Source organism: Nocardia flavorosea (assembly GCF_015477805.1).
Lineage (GTDB): Bacteria > Actinomycetota > Actinomycetes > Mycobacteriales > Mycobacteriaceae > Nocardia > Nocardia flavorosea_A.
This window is the reverse complement of sequence record NZ_JADLQL010000001.1, coordinates 998,596-1,018,568: the sequence shown is the minus strand read 5'-3', so window position 1 is coordinate 1,018,568 and position 19,973 is coordinate 998,596. Positions and strand designations below refer to the sequence as shown.

21 protein-coding genes and 1 pseudogene are annotated in these 19,973 nt (G+C 67.2%); 4 read left to right on the top strand and 18 right to left on the bottom strand.

All coding sequences use genetic code 11. The annotated features are described in order from the left end of the window. Positions 1 to 62: 62 nt before the first annotated feature. The 14 genes from IU448_RS04560 to IU448_RS04495 form a co-directional block, all read right to left on the bottom strand. Positions 63 to 1,082, bottom strand: coding sequence for an MBL fold metallo-hydrolase (locus IU448_RS04560; protein ID WP_195054203.1), 1,020 nt, complete (start codon positions 1,080 to 1,082; stop codon positions 63 to 65). Then, positions 1,079 to 1,414, bottom strand: coding sequence for an EthD domain-containing protein (locus IU448_RS04555; protein WP_195054202.1), 336 nt, complete (start codon positions 1,412 to 1,414; stop codon positions 1,079 to 1,081). Before IU448_RS04555 ends, IU448_RS04560 begins: the two co-directional genes overlap by 4 nt. 140 nt (positions 1,415 to 1,554) lie before the next feature. Next, a complete protein-coding gene (locus tag IU448_RS04550) occupies positions 1,555 to 2,178 on the bottom strand; it encodes a TetR/AcrR family transcriptional regulator (RefSeq protein WP_195054201.1) in 624 nt (207 codons plus the stop codon). 48 nt (positions 2,179 to 2,226) lie between these two features. Then, positions 2,227 to 3,741: a class I adenylate-forming enzyme family protein gene (locus IU448_RS04545; protein WP_195054200.1), complete on the bottom strand. Its 1,515-nt coding sequence runs from the start codon at positions 3,739 to 3,741 to the stop codon at positions 2,227 to 2,229. 71 nt (positions 3,742 to 3,812) lie between these two features. Then, entirely contained in the window at positions 3,813 to 4,853 is a 1,041-nt protein-coding gene (locus IU448_RS04540; protein WP_195054199.1) for an NAD(P)-dependent alcohol dehydrogenase, read from the bottom strand. Then, entirely contained in the window at positions 4,853 to 5,623 is a 771-nt protein-coding gene (locus tag IU448_RS04535; protein ID WP_195054198.1) for an SDR family NAD(P)-dependent oxidoreductase, read from the bottom strand. Before IU448_RS04535 ends, IU448_RS04540 begins: the two co-directional genes overlap by 1 nt. Positions 5,624 to 5,635: 12 nt before the next feature. Next, positions 5,636 to 6,391, bottom strand: a complete 756-nt coding sequence (locus tag IU448_RS04530; RefSeq protein WP_195054197.1) for an SDR family NAD(P)-dependent oxidoreductase — start codon at positions 6,389 to 6,391, stop codon at positions 5,636 to 5,638. After that, the gene (locus IU448_RS04525) at positions 6,388 to 7,590 is read right to left on the bottom strand and encodes an acyl-CoA dehydrogenase family protein (RefSeq protein ID WP_195054196.1); all 1,203 of its coding nucleotides are present in this window, start codon (positions 7,588 to 7,590) and stop codon (positions 6,388 to 6,390) included. The genes IU448_RS04530 and IU448_RS04525 overlap by 4 nt, the downstream gene beginning before the upstream one ends. A 30-nt stretch (positions 7,591 to 7,620) precedes the next feature. Further along, positions 7,621 to 8,571 (bottom strand): phosphotransferase family protein, encoded by a 951-nt coding sequence (locus tag IU448_RS04520; protein ID WP_195054195.1) that lies wholly within the window; start codon positions 8,569 to 8,571, stop codon positions 7,621 to 7,623. Beyond that, entirely contained in the window at positions 8,568 to 9,776 is a 1,209-nt protein-coding gene (locus tag IU448_RS04515) for an acyl-CoA dehydrogenase family protein (RefSeq protein ID WP_324188506.1), read from the bottom strand. The genes IU448_RS04520 and IU448_RS04515 overlap by 4 nt, the downstream gene beginning before the upstream one ends. Before the next feature lie 10 nt (positions 9,777 to 9,786). After that, positions 9,787 to 10,938, bottom strand: a complete 1,152-nt coding sequence (locus IU448_RS04510) for a thiolase family protein (RefSeq protein ID WP_195054193.1) — start codon at positions 10,936 to 10,938, stop codon at positions 9,787 to 9,789. After that, on the bottom strand, positions 10,935 to 11,309 hold the full coding sequence (locus IU448_RS04505; RefSeq protein ID WP_195054192.1) for a Zn-ribbon domain-containing OB-fold protein: 375 nt from the start codon (positions 11,307 to 11,309) through the stop codon (positions 10,935 to 10,937). The genes IU448_RS04510 and IU448_RS04505 overlap by 4 nt, the downstream gene beginning before the upstream one ends. A gap of 35 nt (positions 11,310 to 11,344) precedes the next feature. Further along, on the bottom strand, positions 11,345 to 12,133 hold the full coding sequence (locus IU448_RS04500; protein WP_195054191.1) for an enoyl-CoA hydratase/isomerase family protein: 789 nt from the start codon (positions 12,131 to 12,133) through the stop codon (positions 11,345 to 11,347). Positions 12,134 to 12,234: 101 nt separating this feature from the next. Further along, entirely contained in the window at positions 12,235 to 13,377 is a 1,143-nt protein-coding gene (locus tag IU448_RS04495; protein ID WP_195054190.1) for an acyl-CoA dehydrogenase family protein, read from the bottom strand. 92 nt (positions 13,378 to 13,469) lie between these two features. On the opposite strand from IU448_RS04495, the gene IU448_RS04490 reads away from it, so the two are divergent. The 4 genes and pseudogenes from IU448_RS04490 to IU448_RS04475 form a co-directional block, all read left to right on the top strand. Continuing rightward, a complete protein-coding gene (locus IU448_RS04490; protein ID WP_195054189.1) occupies positions 13,470 to 13,853 on the top strand; it encodes a nuclear transport factor 2 family protein in 384 nt (127 codons plus the stop codon). Further along, positions 13,850 to 14,221 carry a hypothetical protein gene (locus IU448_RS04485; protein ID WP_195054188.1) on the top strand — a complete coding sequence of 124 codons (372 nt, stop codon included), beginning with the start codon at positions 13,850 to 13,852 and terminating at the stop codon, positions 14,219 to 14,221. Before IU448_RS04490 ends, IU448_RS04485 begins: the two co-directional genes overlap by 4 nt. 29 nt (positions 14,222 to 14,250) lie before the next feature. Then, positions 14,251 to 15,273 (top strand): NADP-dependent oxidoreductase, encoded by a 1,023-nt coding sequence (locus IU448_RS04480; protein ID WP_195054187.1) that lies wholly within the window; start codon positions 14,251 to 14,253, stop codon positions 15,271 to 15,273. 153 nt (positions 15,274 to 15,426) lie between these two features. Next, positions 15,427 to 15,699, top strand: a pseudogene (locus tag IU448_RS04475) (multicopper oxidase domain-containing protein); the annotation flags it as partial. Positions 15,700 to 15,720: 21 nt separating this feature from the next. Here the strand turns inward: IU448_RS04475 and IU448_RS04470 are convergent. The 4 genes from IU448_RS04470 to IU448_RS04455 are packed head-to-tail and all read right to left on the bottom strand — an operon-like array spanning position 15,721 to position 19,904. Then, entirely contained in the window at positions 15,721 to 16,494 is a 774-nt protein-coding gene (locus IU448_RS04470) for a MerR family transcriptional regulator (protein WP_195054185.1), read from the bottom strand. Between the two features lie 59 nt (positions 16,495 to 16,553). Further along, complete coding sequence (locus IU448_RS04465) at positions 16,554 to 18,074, bottom strand: flavin-containing monooxygenase (protein WP_195054184.1); 1,521 nt, start codon at positions 18,072 to 18,074, stop codon at positions 16,554 to 16,556. A gap of 11 nt (positions 18,075 to 18,085) precedes the next feature. Continuing rightward, positions 18,086 to 19,009, bottom strand: coding sequence for a ferritin-like domain-containing protein (locus tag IU448_RS04460; RefSeq protein ID WP_195054183.1), 924 nt, complete (start codon positions 19,007 to 19,009; stop codon positions 18,086 to 18,088). A 1-nt stretch (position 19,010) separates the two neighbouring features. Then, on the bottom strand, positions 19,011 to 19,904 hold the full coding sequence (locus IU448_RS04455; RefSeq protein ID WP_195054182.1) for an SDR family NAD(P)-dependent oxidoreductase: 894 nt from the start codon (positions 19,902 to 19,904) through the stop codon (positions 19,011 to 19,013). Positions 19,905 to 19,973: the final 69 nt, after the last annotated feature.

Below are 19,973 nucleotides of genomic sequence, written 5' to 3'. Positions count from 1 at the left end.
GACCGCTGGGCGCTGGGGCCCGACCCCGAGATACGGGGGACTGCCGGGTGGACCGAGTGCGGTCAGCGGGCGGGCGCGAAGATGTCTACGCCGGAGTCGGCTTCGGTGCTCAGTACATTCCGGTCGACCAGAACATCGAGGTGCGCCAATGTTTCGCAGGTGGCCACCATCTGATTGAACGTATCGAGGGTCTCGAAGGGGCGCTCCCGGCGCGTCCAGGTCAGCGCGCGGGCGACTTCCAGGCCCGTGCATGGCGCGAGTTCGGCGACGGCGGTCCGGATCTGCGCGAACCGCCGGTCGTGATGCTCGAGCAGGTCTCGGGCCCGCCGGCCGGCGCTGCCGCCGTCGGGACCGTGGGCGGGCAGCATGGTCTGATCGTCGTCGTCGCGGAGCAGGGCGAGCGAATTCAGGAAATTGTCCAGCGGCAGTTCCCAGGTGCCCAGTTCGAAACCGATGGAGGGGGTGATGGTCGGCAGCAGATGGTCGCCGGTGAACAGCAGGCGCCGGGCGCGGTCCTGAAAGACCAGGTGTCCCTTGGTGTGCCCCGGTGTGGCGAAAACTTCGAGTTCGTACCCGCCGAGGGTGAGCGGCCCGGGCTGTAGCCAGCGGTCGGGGGCGGTCCAGTCGGCGACGTCGAACGGTTCGCCGATACTGTCGGCGTAGGCACGCGCCGCGATACCGGTGGCGCCGGCGCGGCGTAGTTCGCGCAGGGAGCTCGTGGGCACGTTGTTGCCGAGTGCGCGGATCGCTGCCAGCCCGGCGGATTCGCCGGCGCCGAGATGGACTCGGCAGCCGTGGCGGCGCCGCAGCTCCACCGCGAAGGTGTAGTGGTCGCGGTGGATATGGGTGACCAGGACATCGTGGATATCGCTGGGGGATCGGCCGATTCGCGCGAGTGCGGCGGTGAGCTCGCGGTAGGTGTCCGGGCGGTGCCAGCCACCGTCGATCAGGGCGAGCCCGGTATCGGTTTCCAGTGCGTAGACGTTCACCGCGCGTAGTCCGTCCTGCGGTAGCTGCAGTGGAATACGGTGGATACCGTCGGCGACCGGGTAGCAGCCGGGCTCGGCCCAGTGTGTGCTCATTCGTCGCTGCCGGCCGAAGCCACCATGGTTTGTTCTTCGCCGAACCAGATCATGCGGCGGCCGCGCATCGCGCCGACATGCTGGACGGCGGCTTTCCATTCGGGGCTCGCCAGCGCGACGTCGAGCGCTTCGCGGGATTCGAAGCTGAGGATCGACAAGCCGTCCCACCCGGCCGATTTGTCGTCGAAGGTGTCGAGGAGTTCGGTGTGCTGCCAGCGCAGCAGGCCGGGCAGCGGGTAGGTCACCTCGGCGTGTTCGCCACGCCACCAATCGATGAACTGTTCGTGCGACCAATCGCTGGGCCGGGATGCCAGCACGATGAGGTTGTACACGGTATCTCCTAACTGAATTCTGTTCGGGTTGGTGGGGTAGGCGACGGCACCGCCCGGTTGCCGCCGCCCCGGAGATCAGACGTAGTGTCCTGGCCCCGGGGGTGCGGAACCGGTGGTCCGGCATCGTGCCGGAGCGTTCATCAAGCGCGCACCATCCGTACCGCGGTATCGGTGACGGTTTCGGTGATCTCGGTCAAGGTCAGTGCGCCGTCCGGGCGGTACCAGCGCCAGACGCTGATCACCACGGCCAGTACCATCCGGCCGAGGATCTTGGGATCGCCACCGGTGAAAACACCGGCCTCGATACCCCGCTCGATCAGTTCGGTCCAGTTCTGTTCGATCTCCTGAACCAGTTCCCGTGACCGGATCCGTTCGGCTTCCTCTTTCTCCGATTGGCGCGGCTGGGCCAGCAGGTCCATATGGTTCTGCAGAATGCGGCGTTGCAGTGCATCGATCGGTTCGGCGCGCAGGGCGGCGGCCACCGCGGCGCGCAGGGCTTTCTCGGGATCGGTCTCGTTCTCGGTCGCCGAGACGAAACGATCGACCGAATCGGCCAGCTCCAGGCGCATGATCGTGAGCAGACAGTGCGCTTTCGACTCGAAGTAGTGGTAGAGCGCGGTCTGGCCGATGCCGACCTCGTCGGCGATGGAGGCCCATTTCGTATGCTCGTAACCGATCCGCCCGAACTGTTCGATGGCGGCCGTCAGAATGCTGTTGCGTTTCGACCGCGGGCTTTCCCGCCGGGCTCCGGTGTCAACGGTCATGAGTTACCTGCCCCCAAAATTCGACTGTGTGTGGATCGGTCAACTCTACTACCCGACCTGAGATGAATTCGAGTCAGCTGCGGCGAGTCGGATGGCCAGCGCGATCGCGTCCGGCCGGGACAGTTTCCCGACCCGGTTCTGCGGCAGGTCGGCGACCGAGAAGAGGTATTCCGGCCATTTGAACTTCGGAAAATCCGCCGCGGCCAGCTGGTCGGTGACGCTGTCCAGCGTCGGCATGCCGCCGTCGGCGACGACCAGGGCCGCCGCTCGCTCGCCCAGCAGTTCGTCGGGCACCGGCACCACGCAGACCTGCACGATCCCCGGTAGCGCCGCGATCGCCGACTCCATTTCGTTGATATCGATATTGCGACCGCCACGGATGATGATCTGCTTCTGCCGGCCCATCACCCGGATGGACCCGTCCGCGGCGACCTCCACGAGATCGCCGGTGGGCAGGAATCCGTCGGCGGTGAGTTCGGGCTGGATCGGGACGCCGCCGCGGGCGTAGCCGACGAACAGCGAAGGCCCTTTCACCTGCGCGTCGCCGATCGCGCCGACCGGCAGCCGGACACCCGATTCGTCGACCGCGCGGACAACGGTTCCGGGAAACGGCCGGCCGTCGCGTCCCAGCCGGATCTCCGGGGGATCATCGAGCCGCGGGGTCGTATGACCGAGACATTCCGACATTCCGAAGACCCGCAGGAAGGTGGTGCCCAGCTTGGTCTCGGCGTCGGCCAGAGCCCGCTGGTTCATCGGCCCACCGCCCACGGTCATGGCCCGCATACCGGCCAGCCGCCCGGCGCTGTTGCCGGTGACCGAGAGTTGCAGGGCCATGGTCGGCACCAGCATCGTCCACGCGACCCGATGCTCCGCGACGGCGTCGAGCGCGGCCACCGGAGTCCACCTGCCGATGGTGACCATGGTGCCGCCCAGTAATGCCGGTAGATACATGCCGAAGCAGAACGCGGCCACCGAGGACAGCGGTACGAACGCGCCCACCGATTCGCCCGGGCGCAGCCCGACTGCGTCGATAGTGCTGCGGCAGGCGTAGCGGATGGCGTCCTCGGATTGCACCACGCATTTGGGCCGGCCGGTGGAGCCGGAGGTCATGGCGATGGCGCTGCCGCCACGCCACCGCTGTACCGGGCCGAATGGTATGCCACGGGAACGCAGTAGATGGTTGCCGAAGGCGGCGGCGGTCGCGGGGAACTCGGTCGCGGGCACATCCCATCGACTCAGGGTCGCGGGCTCGCCGATCACCAGATCGGGCTCGATATCCTCGAGCGCGAGCCGGAATTCCGATTCGGTGGCATGCGGGCTGAACACCGCCACGACTCCACCTCGCAGGCCGACGGCCAGCGCCGTGGCGAGCGTGCGCCAGGTGTTGTCGGCCTGGATGATCACCGTCGGGCCCCGGCCGTCGATGCCCGCGATACGTTCGGCGAGCGTATGCGCTGTCGCCATGACCTCGCCCACGGTGTGTTGTCCGTGCTCGTCGACCACGGCGATTTCCGCCGGAGTCCGGCGGGCCCGCTCGAGCATCTCCTGCGCAAGTGCTTTCATCTACCCGTTCCTCGTGCCGCTGTGCTCTCTGTTTACCCGCCCCCGGATCGCCGTGGGGCGGTTTGCGCCGCTCACGGCGGCGGGACCAGAACCGCGCGGCCGGTGATCCGCCCCGACCGCAGTTGTCGGTAGACCTCGGTCGCCGCGGTGAGCGGATAGGTCTGTGCGGTGGCGTGCAGAGCGCCCCGCCGGGCCATATCGACCACTGCCACCAGATCCGCGTGGGGACCCCAGAACGGGGCCGTGATTCCCCACCCGGCTGCCAGCCCCACATCCTTACCGGCTTCGATACGTCCGCCGGCGCTACCGACCACCGATAATCGCCCACCGGGCGCCAGCGAGGCGGCGGCCGGTGCGACCGTATCCGGTGCGCCGGCGAAATCCAGGATCAGGTCCGCGCCCTCGCCCAAGGCCGCGGCGGCGGAGCCGATATCGCCGAATACGGCATCGGCTCCCAGCCCGCGGGCCATATCCCGTGCGTCCGAGCGGGTGTCGACCGCGACGATACGTCCGACGCCGAAATCGCGCAGCACCTGAAGCGCGAGATGACCCAGGCCGCCGACGCCGATCACCACGCATACGCTCTGTGCGTCGAGGAGATCTCGGTGTTCCCGGACCGCATGATAGGCGGTCAGACCGGCGTCGGCGAGCGGCGCGCAGAGCACCGGGTCGACCCCGGCCGACCGCACCAGGAAGCGGCTCGCCGGAACGATCATCGCTTCGGCCAGTCCGCCCGGATAACCGAGCCCGTTGCCGATGGGTGCGCCGCGACCGTCGCGCGGGCGCAGGCGCAGGCAGTAGTTCTGCCGACCGCGCAGGCAGTTGCGGCAGCCGCCGCAACTCCAGATACCGTGCACCACCACCTGTTCGCCCAGCCAGGCCCGATCGGCGTCCGGTCCCGCCGCCACCACGGTTCCGGCCACCTCGTGTCCCAGGGTGAGTGGCAGCGGGTAGTCGAAACTGCCCGCGGCCGCATCCATGACATGGAGGTCCGAACGGCACAAACCGGCCGCTGCTACCCGGACGAGCAGTTCCGCACCATGCGGCCGGGGAGTGGGGATCTCGCGGAGTTCTGGTTCGGCGCCCCAGGCGGTGAGCTGTACGGCCAGCATCAGCGCGCTGTCCAGCCGCCGTCGACGACGAGCGCCTGCCCGGTCATATACGAGGAGGCGTCCGAGGCCAGGAAAACCACCGCACCGTCCACTTCACCGGTCCGGCCGCCCCGCCCGAGCATCGTGTTCCGCCGTACCCAGCCCGCGGATTTGTCGTTGGTGAACAAGCCATCGGTCATCTCGGTATCGAACCAGCCGGGGACCACGGCATTCACCCGGATACCGCGGCGGCCCCACTGTCCGGCCAGTTCGCGAGTCAATCCGAGGGTTCCGGCCTTGGAGGCGGCATAGCTGGCGCCGCCGATAGGTGCGGTCGATACGAGACCGATCACGGAGGAGATATTGATATACGACGCGCGTTCGCCGTCGGGCAGCCGGGATGCCGCGCAGGCCGACAGATGGAAGCCGGACAGCAGGTTGAGGTCCAGGATGGCGCGGAACTCCGCGTCGGTCTCCTGCTCCGCATTCGGCGGTCCGGGCCGGCCCGCGTTGTTGACCAGGATGTCCAGGCGTCCGTACTGCTCGTAGCAGCCATCCACCAATTCGGCGCGGTCACCGGGGTCGGTGACATCGCAGCGTACCGGGATGATCCGGGGTTCTTCCGCGGCGAGCGCCTGTATCCGGTCCACTCGGCGGGCGGCCGCGTAGACGGTGGCGCCCGCCGCGGCGAGCGCCCGCGCGAAACCGGCCCCGAGGCCGGAGGACGCTCCGGTGACCACGGCGACCCGGCCGTCCAATCCGAAAAGATCCTGCAATGCCGGTGCGTTCATCTGCGCCGCCTTTCAGTACACCGCGGTACGGCCACCGTCGACCGGGATCAGCGCACCCGTCGTATAACCGGCGGCACCGCTCGCGAGATGGGTTACCAGCCCGGCGATCTCGGCCGGATCGCCGAGCCGTCCGGCGGGCAACCGGTCGATGATCTTGCCCACGAACTCGTCGTCCCAGTGTTCGGACATGTCGGTGGCGAACCCGCCCGGCATTACGCAGTTCACCCGCACTGCCGGCGCATATTCCTGCGCGAAAGCCATGGTGAGCGCGTTGAGCCCGTTCTTGGCGGCGGCGTACATCGCCTCCGGTGGGCTCGGTCGCACCGCGCCGATGCTCGAGATATTGATGATCGAACCTCCGCCTGCGGCGGCCATCCGGGCCCCGGCGACCGCCATGAGGCGGAACGGGCCTTTCAGATTCACCTCGATGGTCTTGTCCCACAGGCTTTCGGTAACCGATGCCAGGTTCTCGGCGAGCGGGGCGATCCCGGCATTGTTGACCAGGATGTCGAGGCTGCCGAAACGTTCGATGATCCCGTCGATCGCCGGCTCGAGGGTGTCCCACCGGCCCACATGCAATTCCAGTGGGTACGCGCCGCCCGGCCCGTCGCCGAGCGCGGCGACGGCCGCTTCACAGGCCGAGAGTTTGCGGCTGGAGACGATCACGCCGGCGCCCGCATCGCGTAATCCACGTGCGATGGCCAGTCCCAGTCCGCGGCTGGCGCCGGTCACCAACGCGACTTTGCCGCTCAGATCCGTTGTGCTCATCGGTACTTTTTCACCTCGAGACGCGCGATGGTGCGCAGATGTACTTCGTTGGGGCCGTCGGCGATCTGCAGCGCGCGGGTGATGGCGTGCATCCGGGCCAGGACGGTGTCGTTGCTGACCCCCGCAGCGCCGAAGGTCTGCACCGCGCGGTCGGCCACCTTGTGCGCGACCTCCATCGCCGAGACCTTGATGGCCGCGACCTCCGAACGCGCCGCCGCGTTGCCCTTCGTATCCATCAGCCAGGATGCCTGTAGCGTCAGCAGCCGGATCTGATCGATCTCGATCCGGCTGCGCGCGATCCATTCCCGCACCACCCCGCGGTCGGCCAGCGGTCCGCCGAACGCCGTGCGTTGCAGCGACCGCCGGCACATGAGTTCCAGGGCGCGTTCGGCCATTCCGATGGCGCGCATGGCGTAATGCATCCGGCCGGGCCCGAGCCGGCCCTGAGCGATCGCGAAACCATCGCCTTCGCTGCCGAGCATGTTCTCCGCCGGTACCCGCACATCGGTGAACTGCACCTCACCGTGCCCCAGCCGATCGTGGAACCCGAACATCGGCAGGTCCCGGAGCACCTCGATACCGGGTGCGTCGGCGGGCACCAGGATCATGCTCTGCCGTCGGTAGGCCGGGGCGGCCGGGTCGGATTTGCCCATGAAGATGATCAGTTTGCAATCCGGATCGAGGATTCCGGAGATGTACCATTTGCGGCCGTTGAGGACGTAGTGGTCCCCGTCGCGGCGGATGGTGGAGGTGATGTTGGTGGCGTCGGAACTGGCCACTGCCGGCTCGGTCATGGCGAACGCCGAGCGGATCTCGCAGTCCAGCAGCGGTTTCAGCCACCGCTGCTTTTGTTGTTCGGTTCCGAACATGGCGAGGATTTCCATATTGCCGGTATCGGGGGCCGAACAGTTGATCGTCTCGTTGCCGATGATCGACCGGCCCACCATCTCGGCCAGCGGGGCGTATTCCAGATTGGAGAGCCCGGCGCCGAGGCCGTCGTGGGTCATGAACAGATTCCACAGCCCCTGCCGCCTTGCCTCGGCCTGGAGTTCGCGCATGATCTGCGGTTGTTCGTGCGGGTTGCCCGCGGCGGCGATCTGTTCGTCGTACACCCGTTCGGCGGGGTAGACGTACTCTTCCATGAATTGTCCGAGCCGGTCGAGCAGCTCGCGGGTGCGGGTGGAGTAGGCGAAATCCACTGTACGGCTCCTGAATAGGGGGACAGGACCTCAACCGGCGAGGAGCGCGGTTCCGGTCTCGATGAGGCGATCGATGGTGGCGGGCAGTTTTTCCTGGTCCGGATCGTGGTGCCGGCCTTCGCGGTGGCGCCGCAGGTTGTGGCCCATGATGGCGGCCATCTTGAGCCGGCCGAGCGCGTCGAACCAGGGCAGATCGGGCAGTTGCGGACCACCCGCGCGGTAGCGTTCCACGAGTTCGGCGGGATCGGGCAGACCTCGCACGATGCGGCCCACCTCCGGGAAATTCGTGCCGTCGGCGAATACCAGGAACCAGCCGAGTTCCACGCGCGGGTCGCCCGCGCTCCAGATCTCCCAGTCGATCAGCGCGACCGGTTCGGTACCGGCGGCGATGATATTGCCGAGCCGGTAGTCGCCGTGTACGAGCGTCGGGGGCACAGGTTCGGGAATCGTCCGGCCCAGCAGGTCGAGCAGCCGCTCGCCGCCCGCGACCAGCTCGGGCGGCACCGCGCCCAACGTGCGTGCCCAGCGCGCCAATTCGTCGGCCGGTGTCAGGGCGGTTTCGGCGCCCGGCACCGAGCCGGGGTCGACCGCATGCAGCCGGGGCAGCACCTCGGCGGCCCGCCGCATCCGGGCCGCCGCCAGGGTGGGTTCGACGGCCGGGTCGTCCAGGACCGGTTCCAGCGATTCCCCGGTGACGAATTCCATGGCGAACCAGGCGGGCTCGGCGTCGTCGACGGCCACGATGCGGGGCACCGGCACGTCGGTACCGGCCAGCGCCCGCATCACCCGGGCCTGCCGCAGCATATCGTGGCGGCCGACCGGCCGGCGGCCCTCGGGCACCGCCTTCACCACGAACTCCGGGCCGGTGGTGGTGACCCGGTAGGTGAGGCCCGAATGCCCGCCGGGCAGCGTCTCGAACCCGGTGATCTCGATATCCGGGTCGGTGCGCAACCGGTGGCGTACCCGCTGTTCCAGCGTCATGGCCGCGGCTCCTTGGGTAGGCCGAGCACCCGCTCGGCGATGATGTTGTGCTGGATCTCGTCCGTACCGCCGGCAATCCGGTACCCGGGCGCGCCGAGTACGTGCTCGGCCCAGGCATAGGTGCCCCAGCGCCCGGAATCCGCGATCAGTTCCCGGCCCAGCAGTAGCCGCACGACCTCGGAGGTCCGGGCCATGGTGTCGGTGGCGAGCAATTTGCCGGCCGACGCCTCCGGTCCGGGATCGCGGCCCGCGACCACCGCCGCGGCCACTCGCATTCCCGCGATCCGCTGGACATAACTACGGGTCACCAGGTCCGCGACCCGGTCGCGTTCGAGCTCGGTCAGTTCGCGGCCCAGGTGGCGAGCCAGTTCCACCGCCTGATCCGCGTTCGCCAGACCCAGCCCGGCGCCGTCGAGCCGTTCGGCGGCGAGCACGGTGAGCGCCACCTGCCAGCCCTTGCCGACCGGCCCGAGCCGGAACCCGTCGTCGAGCACCACGCTGTCGAGGTACACCTCGTTGAAGGAACTGCCGCCGGTCATCTGCCGGATCGGCCGGACGGTGATCCCCGGCGTGTCCATCGGTACGAGAAACACGGTGAGCCCCGCGTGTTTCGCCGCCGCGGGATCGGTCCGGCATACCGCGACCCCGAGGTCGGCGACCCGGGCCCCGGATGTCCACACCTTGTGACCGTCGAGTGTCCAGGTGCCGTCGGCATTGCGGGTCGCGCGGGTGCGCACCGCTGCGAGGTCCGAACCGGCCTCGGTTTCGGAGAACAGCTGACAGGCGATGAGATCGGTACGCAGCATCGCCCGCACATAGCGTTCCCGTTGCTGTTCGGTACCCCACTGCTCGATTGCCGGCGCCACCAATTGCTGGGTGACGGAGAACATTTCGGTGCGCCGGGGGACCTCGAACTGTTCTTCTACGCGCCGGAACGCCAGTGCGTAGGACATCGGCAGTCCCCGGCCGCCGTAGTCGGCGGGCCAGGTGAGCGCGCCCCAGCCCGCATCGAATTTGGCTTGTTCGTAGGCGCGGATGTCGTCGGTGTGCCGCCGTTCTTCGGCCGCGGTCCAGTTCTCGAAGACCGCCACCGAATCGTCGCCGTCGCCCCACGCGGATTCGGTACGCGGGGCCGCCGACCCCGCGAGCCAGGCCCGGGCCTGTTCGGTGAATTCGGCGAGGCCGGGAAGCTGCTGTGTACTCACTGTGTCCACCTCAGACCGACAGAACCGTGCAGGCGCTGATCCCGGGGGCGCCGTACACATGGGTGAATCCGGTTTTCGGCGCCCCCGGTACCTGCCGAGCGCCTGCCTCGCCGCGCAGTTGGGTGACGATCTCGTGCACCTGCCGCAGGCCCGAGGCGCCGATCGGCTCGCCGTTGGCGATACATCCGCCGTCGGTGTTGACCGGCAGCCGGCCGTCGATTTCGGTGGCGCCCGCGGCGATCATCGCCTCCTGCTCCCCGTGGGCACAGAACCCGCATTCGGCCATATGCATGATCTCCGCGCCGCTTTCGGTGTCCTGGAGTTGCGCGACGCCGATCTCTTCCGGGCCGATACCGGCCTGTTCGAATGCCGCCGCGGCGGCATCCGCGCTGACACTGGTCGGTTCGCCGGTGCCCTGGACAGCGGGGCTGAACACCTCGAAGGAGCCGAACCGCCGGGTGCGATGACTGATCGCCCGCAATCGCACCGGCCGGCCGCCGAGACGGCGGACGACGGTTTCGCTCGCGACGACCACGGCCGCGCCACCTTCACCCGGCGAGCAGAACATGAACTTGGTGAGCGGATCGTTGACCAGCTCGGCCGACAGGATCTGCTGCGCCGACATCGGTTCGCGGCGCCAGGCATTCGGATTGCGACTGCCGTTGCGGTACGCCTTCTCGGCGACGGCGGCCAGCGTCGCCGCCGAGATACCGTGTTCCCGCATATAGCGGCCGATCTTGGCGCCGAAGAACTGTGTCGTCACCATGAGCCCGGCCGTGCCGTATCCCTCGGGCAAGCCCCAGTCGGCGGGGTCGGGATCGAAGGCGCCCCGGGGATGTTTGTCGAAACCGACCGCCAAGGCGATCTCCGCGGCGCCCGAACGCACCGCGTTGACAGCGGAGAACAGGGCACTACCACCCGTAGCGCAACCGTTCTTGACGTTGGTGAACGGGATCCCGGTGAAGCCGAGTTCGGCCACCAGGGTGTCGGCCAGCCCGGATCCGTCGCTGCCGCCATAGGCGACCTGGATATCGGGCCAGGTCAACCCGGCATCGGCGAGCGCATTACCGATCGCCTGGATGGCGAGTTGCCGCCCGCTGACCCCGGGCTGCCGACCGAACCGGGACAGTCCGCTGCCGATTATCGAAACCTGCTGGGTCACCGGACCTCACTCTGCAGACGGGACAGGGTGGCGAACCGGGGCACCGGAGTCACGGCGACGAGGCGCACCGGTGCCCGGTCCAGATCGGCGAAATCGTCGCAGTCGAGAACTGCCTCGATCCTGATGCCCTCGGGGAGTTCGACATAGCCGACCGCGTACGGCGTGAAGCCGTCGGCAGGAACGACATACGGCGGCGATTTCGGTGCGAACCGTTGCACGGTATGCGCCCACACCATGCCTTTCGTGCTCAGTGTCAACGGTTCGGCGGTCGGCGCGGCGCAGCGCGCGCAGTTCGCGCTCGCCGGATAACCGACCGTGCCGCATACCGCGCACCTGCTGCCTTCCAGTCTCGGTTTCACCTGCTCGCCCATGTCGTCCCTTCCGATTCGTCGCTGTTAGCGGGGTTTCAGCGCCCGACCCATTTCGGCTCACGCTTCTCCAGGAAGGCGTTCACGCCTTCGCGCGCGTCCTCGGACTGCAGGGCATTGCCGACGGCGAGGTGTTCCATCACCATCAGCGACTGGATATCGGCATCCAGGCCGCGGTCGATGGTCATCTTGGTGAGCTTCATGGCGAACGGGCTCTTGTCCACGATGGGGGCGATGAAATCGGCGACGAGTCCATCCAGTTCCGCCGCGGGGGCGGAAGCGTTGATCAGGTCGAAATCGGCGGCTTCGCGGCCGCTGAGCAGTTTGCCGGTGAGCATCAGCTCTTTGGTCTTGCGGATACCGATCATCCGGGGGAGCCGGTAGATCGGGCCGGCGCCGCCGAACAGGGCTCGCCGGATGTGGAAGTCGCCGATCTTGGCATCGTCGGCGGCGACCGCGAAATCGCAGGAGATCATGAGCTCGAATCCGCCCGCGGTGACGTAGCCCTCGAGCACCGCGACCGATGGCGTGTTCATCGAGTACAGCCGGTCGCAGACCTTCGCGGAGAGCACGGCGACGTCCATGGCATTGGTTTTGCCGACGTAGTTCTCGCGCAGTTCGTCGAGATCGAAACCGGAGCAGAACGTGTTGTTGCGACCGCGCAGCACCAGCACCTTCAGCTCGGGGTCGTTGTCGACCTCGACGATGATCTCGTCGAGCCGGTGCAGCAGTTCCACCGTGACCGCGTTTTTCTTGTGCGGGCGGTTGAGCCAGACGCGTGCGATTTCGCCGTCTTTCTCCAGGACGATGTGGTCGGTGTCGATCATCGGAGCCTCTTTCGGGATCGGTTCCTGAACTGGATTCACTTCAGTTGTACTCGACGTCGCGAAGCGCGTCAATACGGATTTCCGGAGAACGTCGCGGCTGGTCACACGCCGATCAGTGCGGCGATACGGGCGCGGTGATTGCGCGCATCGCCCTGTGCTGCTTCGTTTCCCAGTGCCCGGCGGAAATAGGAATGCGCGGGATGTTCCCAGGTGAACCCCACACCGCCGTGGAGCTGCACCGCCTCGGCCGCGGCGTGGACGGCGGCGTCGGTACACACCGCGCCGGCCACGGCCACCGCCAGCCGGGCCGAATCGGGGTCCTCGGCGTAGAGCGCGGCTGCGTACCGCGACGCCGAGCGCGCGCGTTCCAGCGATACCAGCAGATCGGCCAGTCGATGTTTGACCGCCTGGAACGATCCGATAGCCCGGCCGAACTGGTGCCGGGTGCCGGCGTACCCCACGGTCATCTCCAGCAGGCGTTCGACGATTCCGGTGTTCTCGCAGGCGAGGGCGAGCGTCGCCAGGTCCCGCAGCCGGGTGCGCACCGTCGCGGTGGTGTCCGCAGTGGTGAGCGCCACGGCCGGGCAGTCCCGCACCGACAGATCGGCTTGCCGCCGAGTCGGGTCGAGTACCCGCAGTTCGGTACGCAGCGCATCCTCCGGTGGGCGCAGCGCGAACAGTCGCGGGCCGTCGGCGGTTTCGGCCGAGGCGATGACGATATCGGCGCCGTGCCCGCCGATGAGGTGGGTGACCGCGCCGCCGACTCGCCAGCCGTGTGGGCTCGGCGCGGCCCGGAGATCGTCGGTGGCCCGACCGAGTGAACTCATCGTGGCGACGAGGTTCCCGGCGAGAACGTCCGGAAGCGGATTGCCTTCGGCTTCCGGGGCCGTCAGTAGTGCCTGTGTGCCGAGGACTGCGGAGCTGTAGACGGGTTCGCAGACCAGCGCCCGCCCGCATTCTTCGAGGACGACCGCGAGCTCGGCCGTTCCGTAACCGAGGCCGCCGTTGTCCTCCGGTACCGCCAGGCTGGTCACCGACATCTCGTCGACGAGAATTCGCCACAGCTGCGGTGAGTATCCGGGTCCGGTGTCCGCGGCTGCGCGGACCTGTTCGATATCGCTGTACTTCCCGAGCAATCCCCGCAGTGCTTCGCGTAGCTGAATCTGTTCGGGGTCGGGGGTGAGTCCTGGAGGTTCCGAACGTGGCCAGGGGTGTTCGGCGCCGGCTGCCGAGGTCGGAGACATTCTTTCCCCTTGAGTTGAGTTCAATTCGATAGAATCGAGCCTAGCCGCTGACCCTCTCGACAAGAAGAGGTGGGCTGAACTAAGTTCATTTCATGACCCACGTGATCGAGGACTACTACGCGACGGTCGACAGCGGCGAACTGCGGGATGCGACGGCGATGCTGGCCGAGGACATCGAATTCGCGATGGTCCTGCCGACGGGAGTCAACCGGGACCGCGGTCGCGCGGCCATGTTCGACTACCTGAACGGCAGGCCGAAGGTGAACCGTAAACACCGGCTGCTGCGGGTGGCCGTCGACGGCGATATGCAGTTCGCGCACGGTGCGGTCACCGAGAACGACTCCGTGACCACCGGCTGGTTCGTCGCCGCCATGCATATCGGCGCCGACGGCCGGATCGACCGGTATCAGGTCGCGTTCAGCGCGGATTTCGCGCTGTTACCAGTACAAACTCCGGATGAAGGAGCTCAGGCATGACGACGGCGGTCCCGGTACTCACCCGATGGTTCGGCTATATGGACTCCGACGACCCGGACCGGGTGCTCGGCATGATCGCCGATGATTTCACCATGTCCGTGCAATTCTCCAAAGGGGCCGGGCGGAGCGCCGAATTCGTCGGTGACCGAGCGGGTTTGGTTGCCTACCTGGCGCAACGCGAAAAGAGCACGCTGATCCACCACATCGATATCGGCGCCGTGGCCGGTGCGTACGAGCTGGTCGTCGGTCGCACCACCCGCGACGGGGCGTTCGAGGCGTCGTTCAACGCGACCGCGCAACTCGACTCCACCGGCGCCGTCCGCCGCCTGCTCATTGCCCGGACCCCCGAGGTCGCGTTCGTGCGCTGACCCGCGCGCCGGAACGAAGGAACCACAAGGTGAATCGTCACGTGCGGCTGGCCCGCCGCCCGGCCGGGAAACTGGCCGCCACCGACCTCGAGCTGGCCGAGGAGCCGATTCCGGAACCGGGCCCGGGAGAGGTACTCGTCCGCAACACCTGGTTGTCGATCGACCCATCGATCCGGATCCGGCTCGCCGAAACCACTCCCCACGGGTATCTGCCACCGCTGCGGCCGGGCGACGAGCTGTCCGGGCTCGCTCTCGGCACCGTCGTCGAATCGAGATCCCCGGATTTCGCCGTCGGTGATCTGGTTTCGCATACTCTCGGATACCGGGAGTACGCGCTGGTAGGCGCCCGGACACAGACCATCGGCGGCTACGGCGCCGTGTCCCGGATCGACGCCGCAGACCTTCCGCCCCAGTGGTTCCTCGGGCCGCTCGGCAGCGCCGGCCTCACCGCCTACGTGGGGCTGTTCGAAATCCTGGACCTCGGCCCGGCCGACACTCTGTGGGTTTCGTCCGCCGCGGGCGCGGTCGGCGCGCTGGCCGCGCAACTCGCGAAGATTCGCGGCGCCACCGTGCTCGGCTCCGCCGGAAGCCCTGCGAAGGTCGCGTTCCTGCGGGACGAACTCGGCATCGCCGCCTTCGATTACCACGACGCCCCGCTACCGGAATCGCTGGCAGCGCTCGCGCCCGGCGGTATCGATACCTATTTCGACAATGTCGGCGGTGATCACCTCACCGCCGCCCTGGACGCCCTCCGTCCGTCCGGCCGGATCGCGCTGTGCGGCGCGGTCTCCGGTTACGACGGCGCCGCACCGCCGGGACCGCCGAACCTGTTCACCATGGTGTCGAAAGGCCTGCGGATGCGCGGTTTCCGCGCGGGGTCTTTCCTGCATCTCGAGGAATCGATGCGCCGTGAAGTGAGCAGCTACCTCGCGGACGGCCGGTTGGTCTACCGGGAAACCGTCTTCGACGGGATCGAGTCGGCGAGCACAGCTCTGCCGGCGATGTTGTCCGGGCTCACCATGGGGAAAACCCTCTGCCGGCTCGCCTTCTGACGATTCCGCGGGCACCGGACCATACTCGATGGTATGGTAAACGCCCGGTGCGAGCGACAGGCACGATCATGAACTGGGCGATCGGGCGGCGCGCGGGGCGGTCGCGGGTGCGCTGGGCGGACTCGCGGGCGGCCGGACAGCGACGGGCATCCCGAACAGCTGATCATGCCGGGGCAGAGCGTCGACCACCGCTATCCGCTGCGGCAGGACGCCGGGACCCGCCGGTACCACGACCATCCGATGGGCATCATGCGCGCCGACGTCTACGCGGGTCTGGCGGGGATGCTGCTACTGCAGCAATCGAGAAAGCTGACTCCCGAGTTCGTGTCCGAGAACCGGATGACCTACACGGGACAGCTCGAGGCGGTCCTCGCTGCCGGCGGTTTGCTGCGATGCATCCGCTGGGGTGACAAGTCCCTCGAGTAAGAACGGGTGGCACCCGGCGGATCAGCGGCCGCGTTCCACGCCGCCCGCTTTGCGTTCGCGTTCGCGCTCGGCGGCGGTGGCGAGGTAGTCACCGAGTTCGCGCGCGAGCGTCGCGTCCAAGGAACGGGCCAGGCTGCTGTGCACGGCGGCGACGCCGAGTTCGCGCATGGTGTTGAGCATGCGGGTGGTTTCGGCGATCTCTTCATTGGTATCGGGCAGCCAACCCGGCCCGTGTTCATCGACGATATGTTTCTTCGCCGCGCGGATGAGGATCCCGCTGATATCGTCGATCCGGGTTGCGACCTCGGCATATACCGAGATCAGGGTGCCCAGGTCGATCCCGTACTCGTGGAGTTCGGTGAACGAGGTGAGTAGCTGGGTATCGGTGATCGTCACGGTATCGCCGTCGGTGCGGACCAGGTCCATCCGGCGCAGTTTGTCCACCAGTTCCTCGGATCGGGCGCCGAGGATGGTGGTGAGCAGTTCCCGGGAGACCTCGAACGGTTCCTCCTGCGACCAGTTGGCGGTGACCGCGTGCTGCAGGCCCAGTACCTCGGTGAGGTCCTTGCCCGTCTCCCAGCTGGTAATGAAATCGGAGATATGCGCGGTGGTGAAGCCGCGTTGCAGCAGCGCGTCGATGAGACGGAGCCGTTCGAGGTGGGAATCGTCGTAGATACTGGCGCGGCCGTCCTTGGCCGCGGGCGGCGGGAGCAGCCCGCGCTCCTGGTAGGCGCGGACATTGCGGGAGGTGGTGCCCGCGGCACGGGCCAGATCGTCGATCCGATACCTCGGCATCTCCGCCGCACCTCCTCGCCCGCCTACCGCCCGGTTGCCCCCGGTTCGAGTGATCGAGTCTAGCCGCCGCTCAGAACGCCGGGAGCGACGTCGGCGGAATGGCCGATCCGGGCGGTCGTCACCGTGTAGTCGTCGAGGTCGACGTCGCGCAGCTGGTGGCGGTACTGGGTGGCGAAACCCGGGTACATGGTCGGGTTGAAACCGTCCTCGGTGAGATACCAGCTCCGGCAGCCCGAATTCCAGGTGGTCGCGCCCAGCCGGCGCTGAATCGCCGCGTTGTAACGTTCTTGGCGGTCCGGGCGGACGTCGAGCATTGTCAGGTCGCGATCCAGGATTATCCGGACGGCGCGAACCAGATAGTCGATCTGCGATTCCATATACACCAGCGCCGAATTGTGTCCCGGGCCGGAATTGGGACCGAAGGTGAGGAACAGGTTCGGATACCCCGACACCGTGACGCTGCGGTACGCGAATGCGCCGCGTCGCCATTCGTCGGCGAGCACCCGGCCGTCACGTCCCGTGATCGGGATCGGAGTGCCTTTCTTGGAGACATCGAAGCCGGTCGCGAACACGATGCAGTCGGCCCGGTGTTCGATTCCCTCGGCCGTGCGGATACCGTCCGGGGCTATCCGCGCGATCGGCCAGGTGATCAGCTTGCAGTTGTCGCGCTGTAGCGCCGGGTAGTAGTCGTCGGACATGAGCAGACGTTTGCAACCGGCCCGGAATTCCGGGGTGAGCTGACGGCGCAGCCACGGATCGCGCACCTGGCGCCGCAACTGCGCGCGCCCGACCAATTCGACCACCCGGGTGAGGGGCGTATTCCACACGACGCCCAGCGCCACCGATTCGTGACCGTAGAACCAGGCCTGCCGGGCCAGCGTTTCCGCCCCCGGAACCTGCCGGTAGATCTCTTTGGCCAGGGCGCCGGTGCGGTGGTTGACCCGGGGCAGCACCCAGCCGGGCGTGCGCTGGAAAACCTTGACCGAACCGGCCTTGCGAACCAATTCGGGGATGATCTGGACCGCGCTCGCCCCGGTACCGACCACCGCGACCCGTTTGCCGGTGAAGTCGTAATCGTGGTCCCACCGCGCGCTGTGGATTTTATGCCCGGTGAATGTGTCGATCCCCGGAATATCGGGGAAGCCGGGTTCGGTGAGGGGCCCGGAGGCCAGCACCACCGCCCGCGCCCGGACAGGTTCGCGGCCCTCGAATGTGATATCCCACAGACCGGTTTCCTCGTCGAACGACATACCGGTGACATTGTGCTGCAAGCGAATATGCGGCGTAACGTCGTACTTCGCCGTAATCGACTCGATATAGCCGAGGATTTCAGCACTCCCGGAGTAGGTGTGCGACCACTCCGGATTGGGTGCGAAACTGTAGGAGTACAGCCGCGACGGAATATCGCAGGCAGCGCCCGGGTAGGTGTTGTCACGCCAGGTACCGCCGATCGCGGACCCCCGCTCGAATACGGCGAAATTATCGATACCGCTCTGGCGCAGACGTATCGCGGTGCCTATTCCGGCGAAGCCGGCACCGATCACGGCGACGTCGAGCGGCGCCGCATGGTTGGTGGTCATGGTGTCCTCGTTCACGCGGCGGGGGTGTAGGTCAACTCTTTGGACCAGGTCGGGTCCTTACGCAGCAGCTGCCGCGGGATGGCCCCGGTGATCTTCACCAGCGCGTCGGCGAGAAGGTGATAGGGGTGGCCGCGGTCGACAACCCAATTCGCCTGCAATTTCACGATCTGATACATCGGGAGCCGGCGCACGAATTCGCTACGCTCGCCCACCTTGCGGTAGCGCTCCATGGCTGTGTAGAGCTTCTGCTCGTCCACACCCATCGCGACGATATTGTCGCGCATTTTGTTCAGCAACGGCACATAGCTGAGGACCCCGATGAGAAACGTCGGTTTCACCCAGCCGCCGACCAGGTCGATGAGCAGTTTACGCAGCTCCGCGTGCCCGAGCACATCCATCACCGCGAAATCGACGGCGAGATGGCGGGATTCGTCGGCATTGATCCGGCGGAACGTTTCCTGGCAGACCGGGTCTTCGATCTCGTCCATGATGAACTTCACCAGGGCGCCGTCCAGCGCGACCTCCAGCATCGGGATGACGGTGCCCAGGAACGACAGCGACATATCGTCGGAGTATTTGTCCAGGAAGTCGATCACGAGTTTGACATTGATATTCGGCTGCGGGATCTCGTCGCCGTCCAGCATTCCCCAGCGGCGCATCAGCGCCAGTTCGGCATTGGCATGCCGTTGTTCCTCCGCATGGAACCAGCGGTAGATCTCCCGCAGGGTCTCGGTGGGCGCTTTTTTCGCCATCGCCGCGAAACCGCGCGCACCCACGTTCTCGATCCACATCAGATCTGCCATGAACGGCTTCAGGCGGGCGTGCTGTTCGGCAGTGAGCGTTTCCGCGCCGGGCGCGTCCCAATCGATATCGGCCAGCGCCCACTGCCGGTCCTTGATCTTGCCGAGCATATCGTCGAAGTCCATGGTCGCCATCTCAGACTCCTGTTCTTTCCGGGGTGATGGACGCTGCCGCTTCCTCGTCGGGCAACAGTCGCGCGAGCAGACCGGCCACGGCTGTGTACTGGCCGGGGAACAGCCGCTTCAGTAACCAGAGCAGTTGCGCGTCGAGTTGCGGGACGACGTGTAACCGGCCGCGGTCGTGCGCGTCGAGCGTGGTCCGGGCGATGCTTTCGGGGGAGAACCCGGTCCAGCGCATCAGGGTGTCGGCGAGTTCGCGGGGCCCCGCAGGGACCGGTGCGTCACGCGCGATATTGGTGCGGACGAAGGTCGGGCACAGTACGGTCACCGCGATATCGGTTCCGCCGAATTCCGCGGCCATCGTCTCCGACAGCGCGAGCACCCCGGCCTTCCCGGTGTTGTAGGCGGCCATCCGCGGTGCGGTGCCGAACGACGCGGCCGAGGCGACATTGATGATGCCGCCGTGGCCGGCCTCGCGTAGCCGTGGAGCAAAGATCTCGCACCCGTGGACGACGCCCCACAGATTGATGCCCAGGGTGCGCTCCCATTCGGCGAAACCGATCTCGCCGACGGGCAGCCCGCCCGACCCGACCCCGGCGTTGTTGATCACCAGGGTGGCGGGGCCGTCGAAAACGGATTCGGCGTAGCGGGCCAGCACCTCGACATCGTCGCGTTTCGCCACATCGCAGCGGAATGGGTAGGCAACGCCCGGATACTCGCGCCCGATCGATGCCACCGTTTCGGCTGCACGATCCTCGTCGATATCGGCGCAGACGATCCGGCCCCCGCGAGCGGCCAGCTCGTGGGCGAAGGCCCGGCCGATACCGCTGCCCGCGCCGGTGACGACCGCCCGGGCGCCGCGGCTGCGTGGCGGCGGGCCGAAGGGCCGGAAGATATCGAGTCCGAGCATGTCAGCCCACCTTTCGTGCCGTGGACACCGGTGGTGAGGTCCTCGTCGACCTGTTCATACCTGTAAGGA

Coding starts and splice junctions, on each gene's coding strand:
- IU448_RS04485 (WP_195054188.1), top strand. CDS start 13,850: ATGACGACGGCGGTCCCGGTACTCACCCGATGGTTCGGCTATATGGAC.
- IU448_RS04495 (WP_195054190.1), bottom strand. CDS start 13,377: ATGTCTCCGACCTCGGCAGCCGGCGCCGAACACCCCTGGCCACGTTCG.
- IU448_RS04490 (WP_195054189.1), top strand. CDS start 13,470: ATGACCCACGTGATCGAGGACTACTACGCGACGGTCGACAGCGGCGAA.
- IU448_RS04530 (WP_195054197.1), bottom strand. CDS start 6,391: ATGAGCACAACGGATCTGAGCGGCAAAGTCGCGTTGGTGACCGGCGCC.
- IU448_RS04460 (WP_195054183.1), bottom strand. CDS start 19,009: ATGGCGACCATGGACTTCGACGATATGCTCGGCAAGATCAAGGACCGG.
- IU448_RS04560 (WP_195054203.1), bottom strand. CDS start 1,082: ATGAGCACACACTGGGCCGAGCCCGGCTGCTACCCGGTCGCCGACGGT.
- IU448_RS04545 (WP_195054200.1), bottom strand. CDS start 3,741: ATGAAAGCACTTGCGCAGGAGATGCTCGAGCGGGCCCGCCGGACTCCG.
- IU448_RS04465 (WP_195054184.1), bottom strand. CDS start 18,074: ATGACCACCAACCATGCGGCGCCGCTCGACGTCGCCGTGATCGGTGCC.
- IU448_RS04470 (WP_195054185.1), bottom strand. CDS start 16,494: ATGCCGAGGTATCGGATCGACGATCTGGCCCGTGCCGCGGGCACCACC.
- IU448_RS04540 (WP_195054199.1), bottom strand. CDS start 4,853: ATGCTGGCCGTACAGCTCACCGCCTGGGGCGCCGAACCAGAACTCCGC.
- IU448_RS04535 (WP_195054198.1), bottom strand. CDS start 5,623: ATGAACGCACCGGCATTGCAGGATCTTTTCGGATTGGACGGCCGGGTC.
- IU448_RS04455 (WP_195054182.1), bottom strand. CDS start 19,904: ATGCTCGGACTCGATATCTTCCGGCCCTTCGGCCCGCCGCCACGCAGC.
- IU448_RS04505 (WP_195054192.1), bottom strand. CDS start 11,309: ATGGGCGAGCAGGTGAAACCGAGACTGGAAGGCAGCAGGTGCGCGGTA.
- IU448_RS04500 (WP_195054191.1), bottom strand. CDS start 12,133: ATGATCGACACCGACCACATCGTCCTGGAGAAAGACGGCGAAATCGCA.
- IU448_RS04550 (WP_195054201.1), bottom strand. CDS start 2,178: ATGACCGTTGACACCGGAGCCCGGCGGGAAAGCCCGCGGTCGAAACGC.
- IU448_RS04520 (WP_195054195.1), bottom strand. CDS start 8,571: ATGACGCTGGAACAGCGGGTACGCCACCGGTTGCGCACCGACCCGGAT.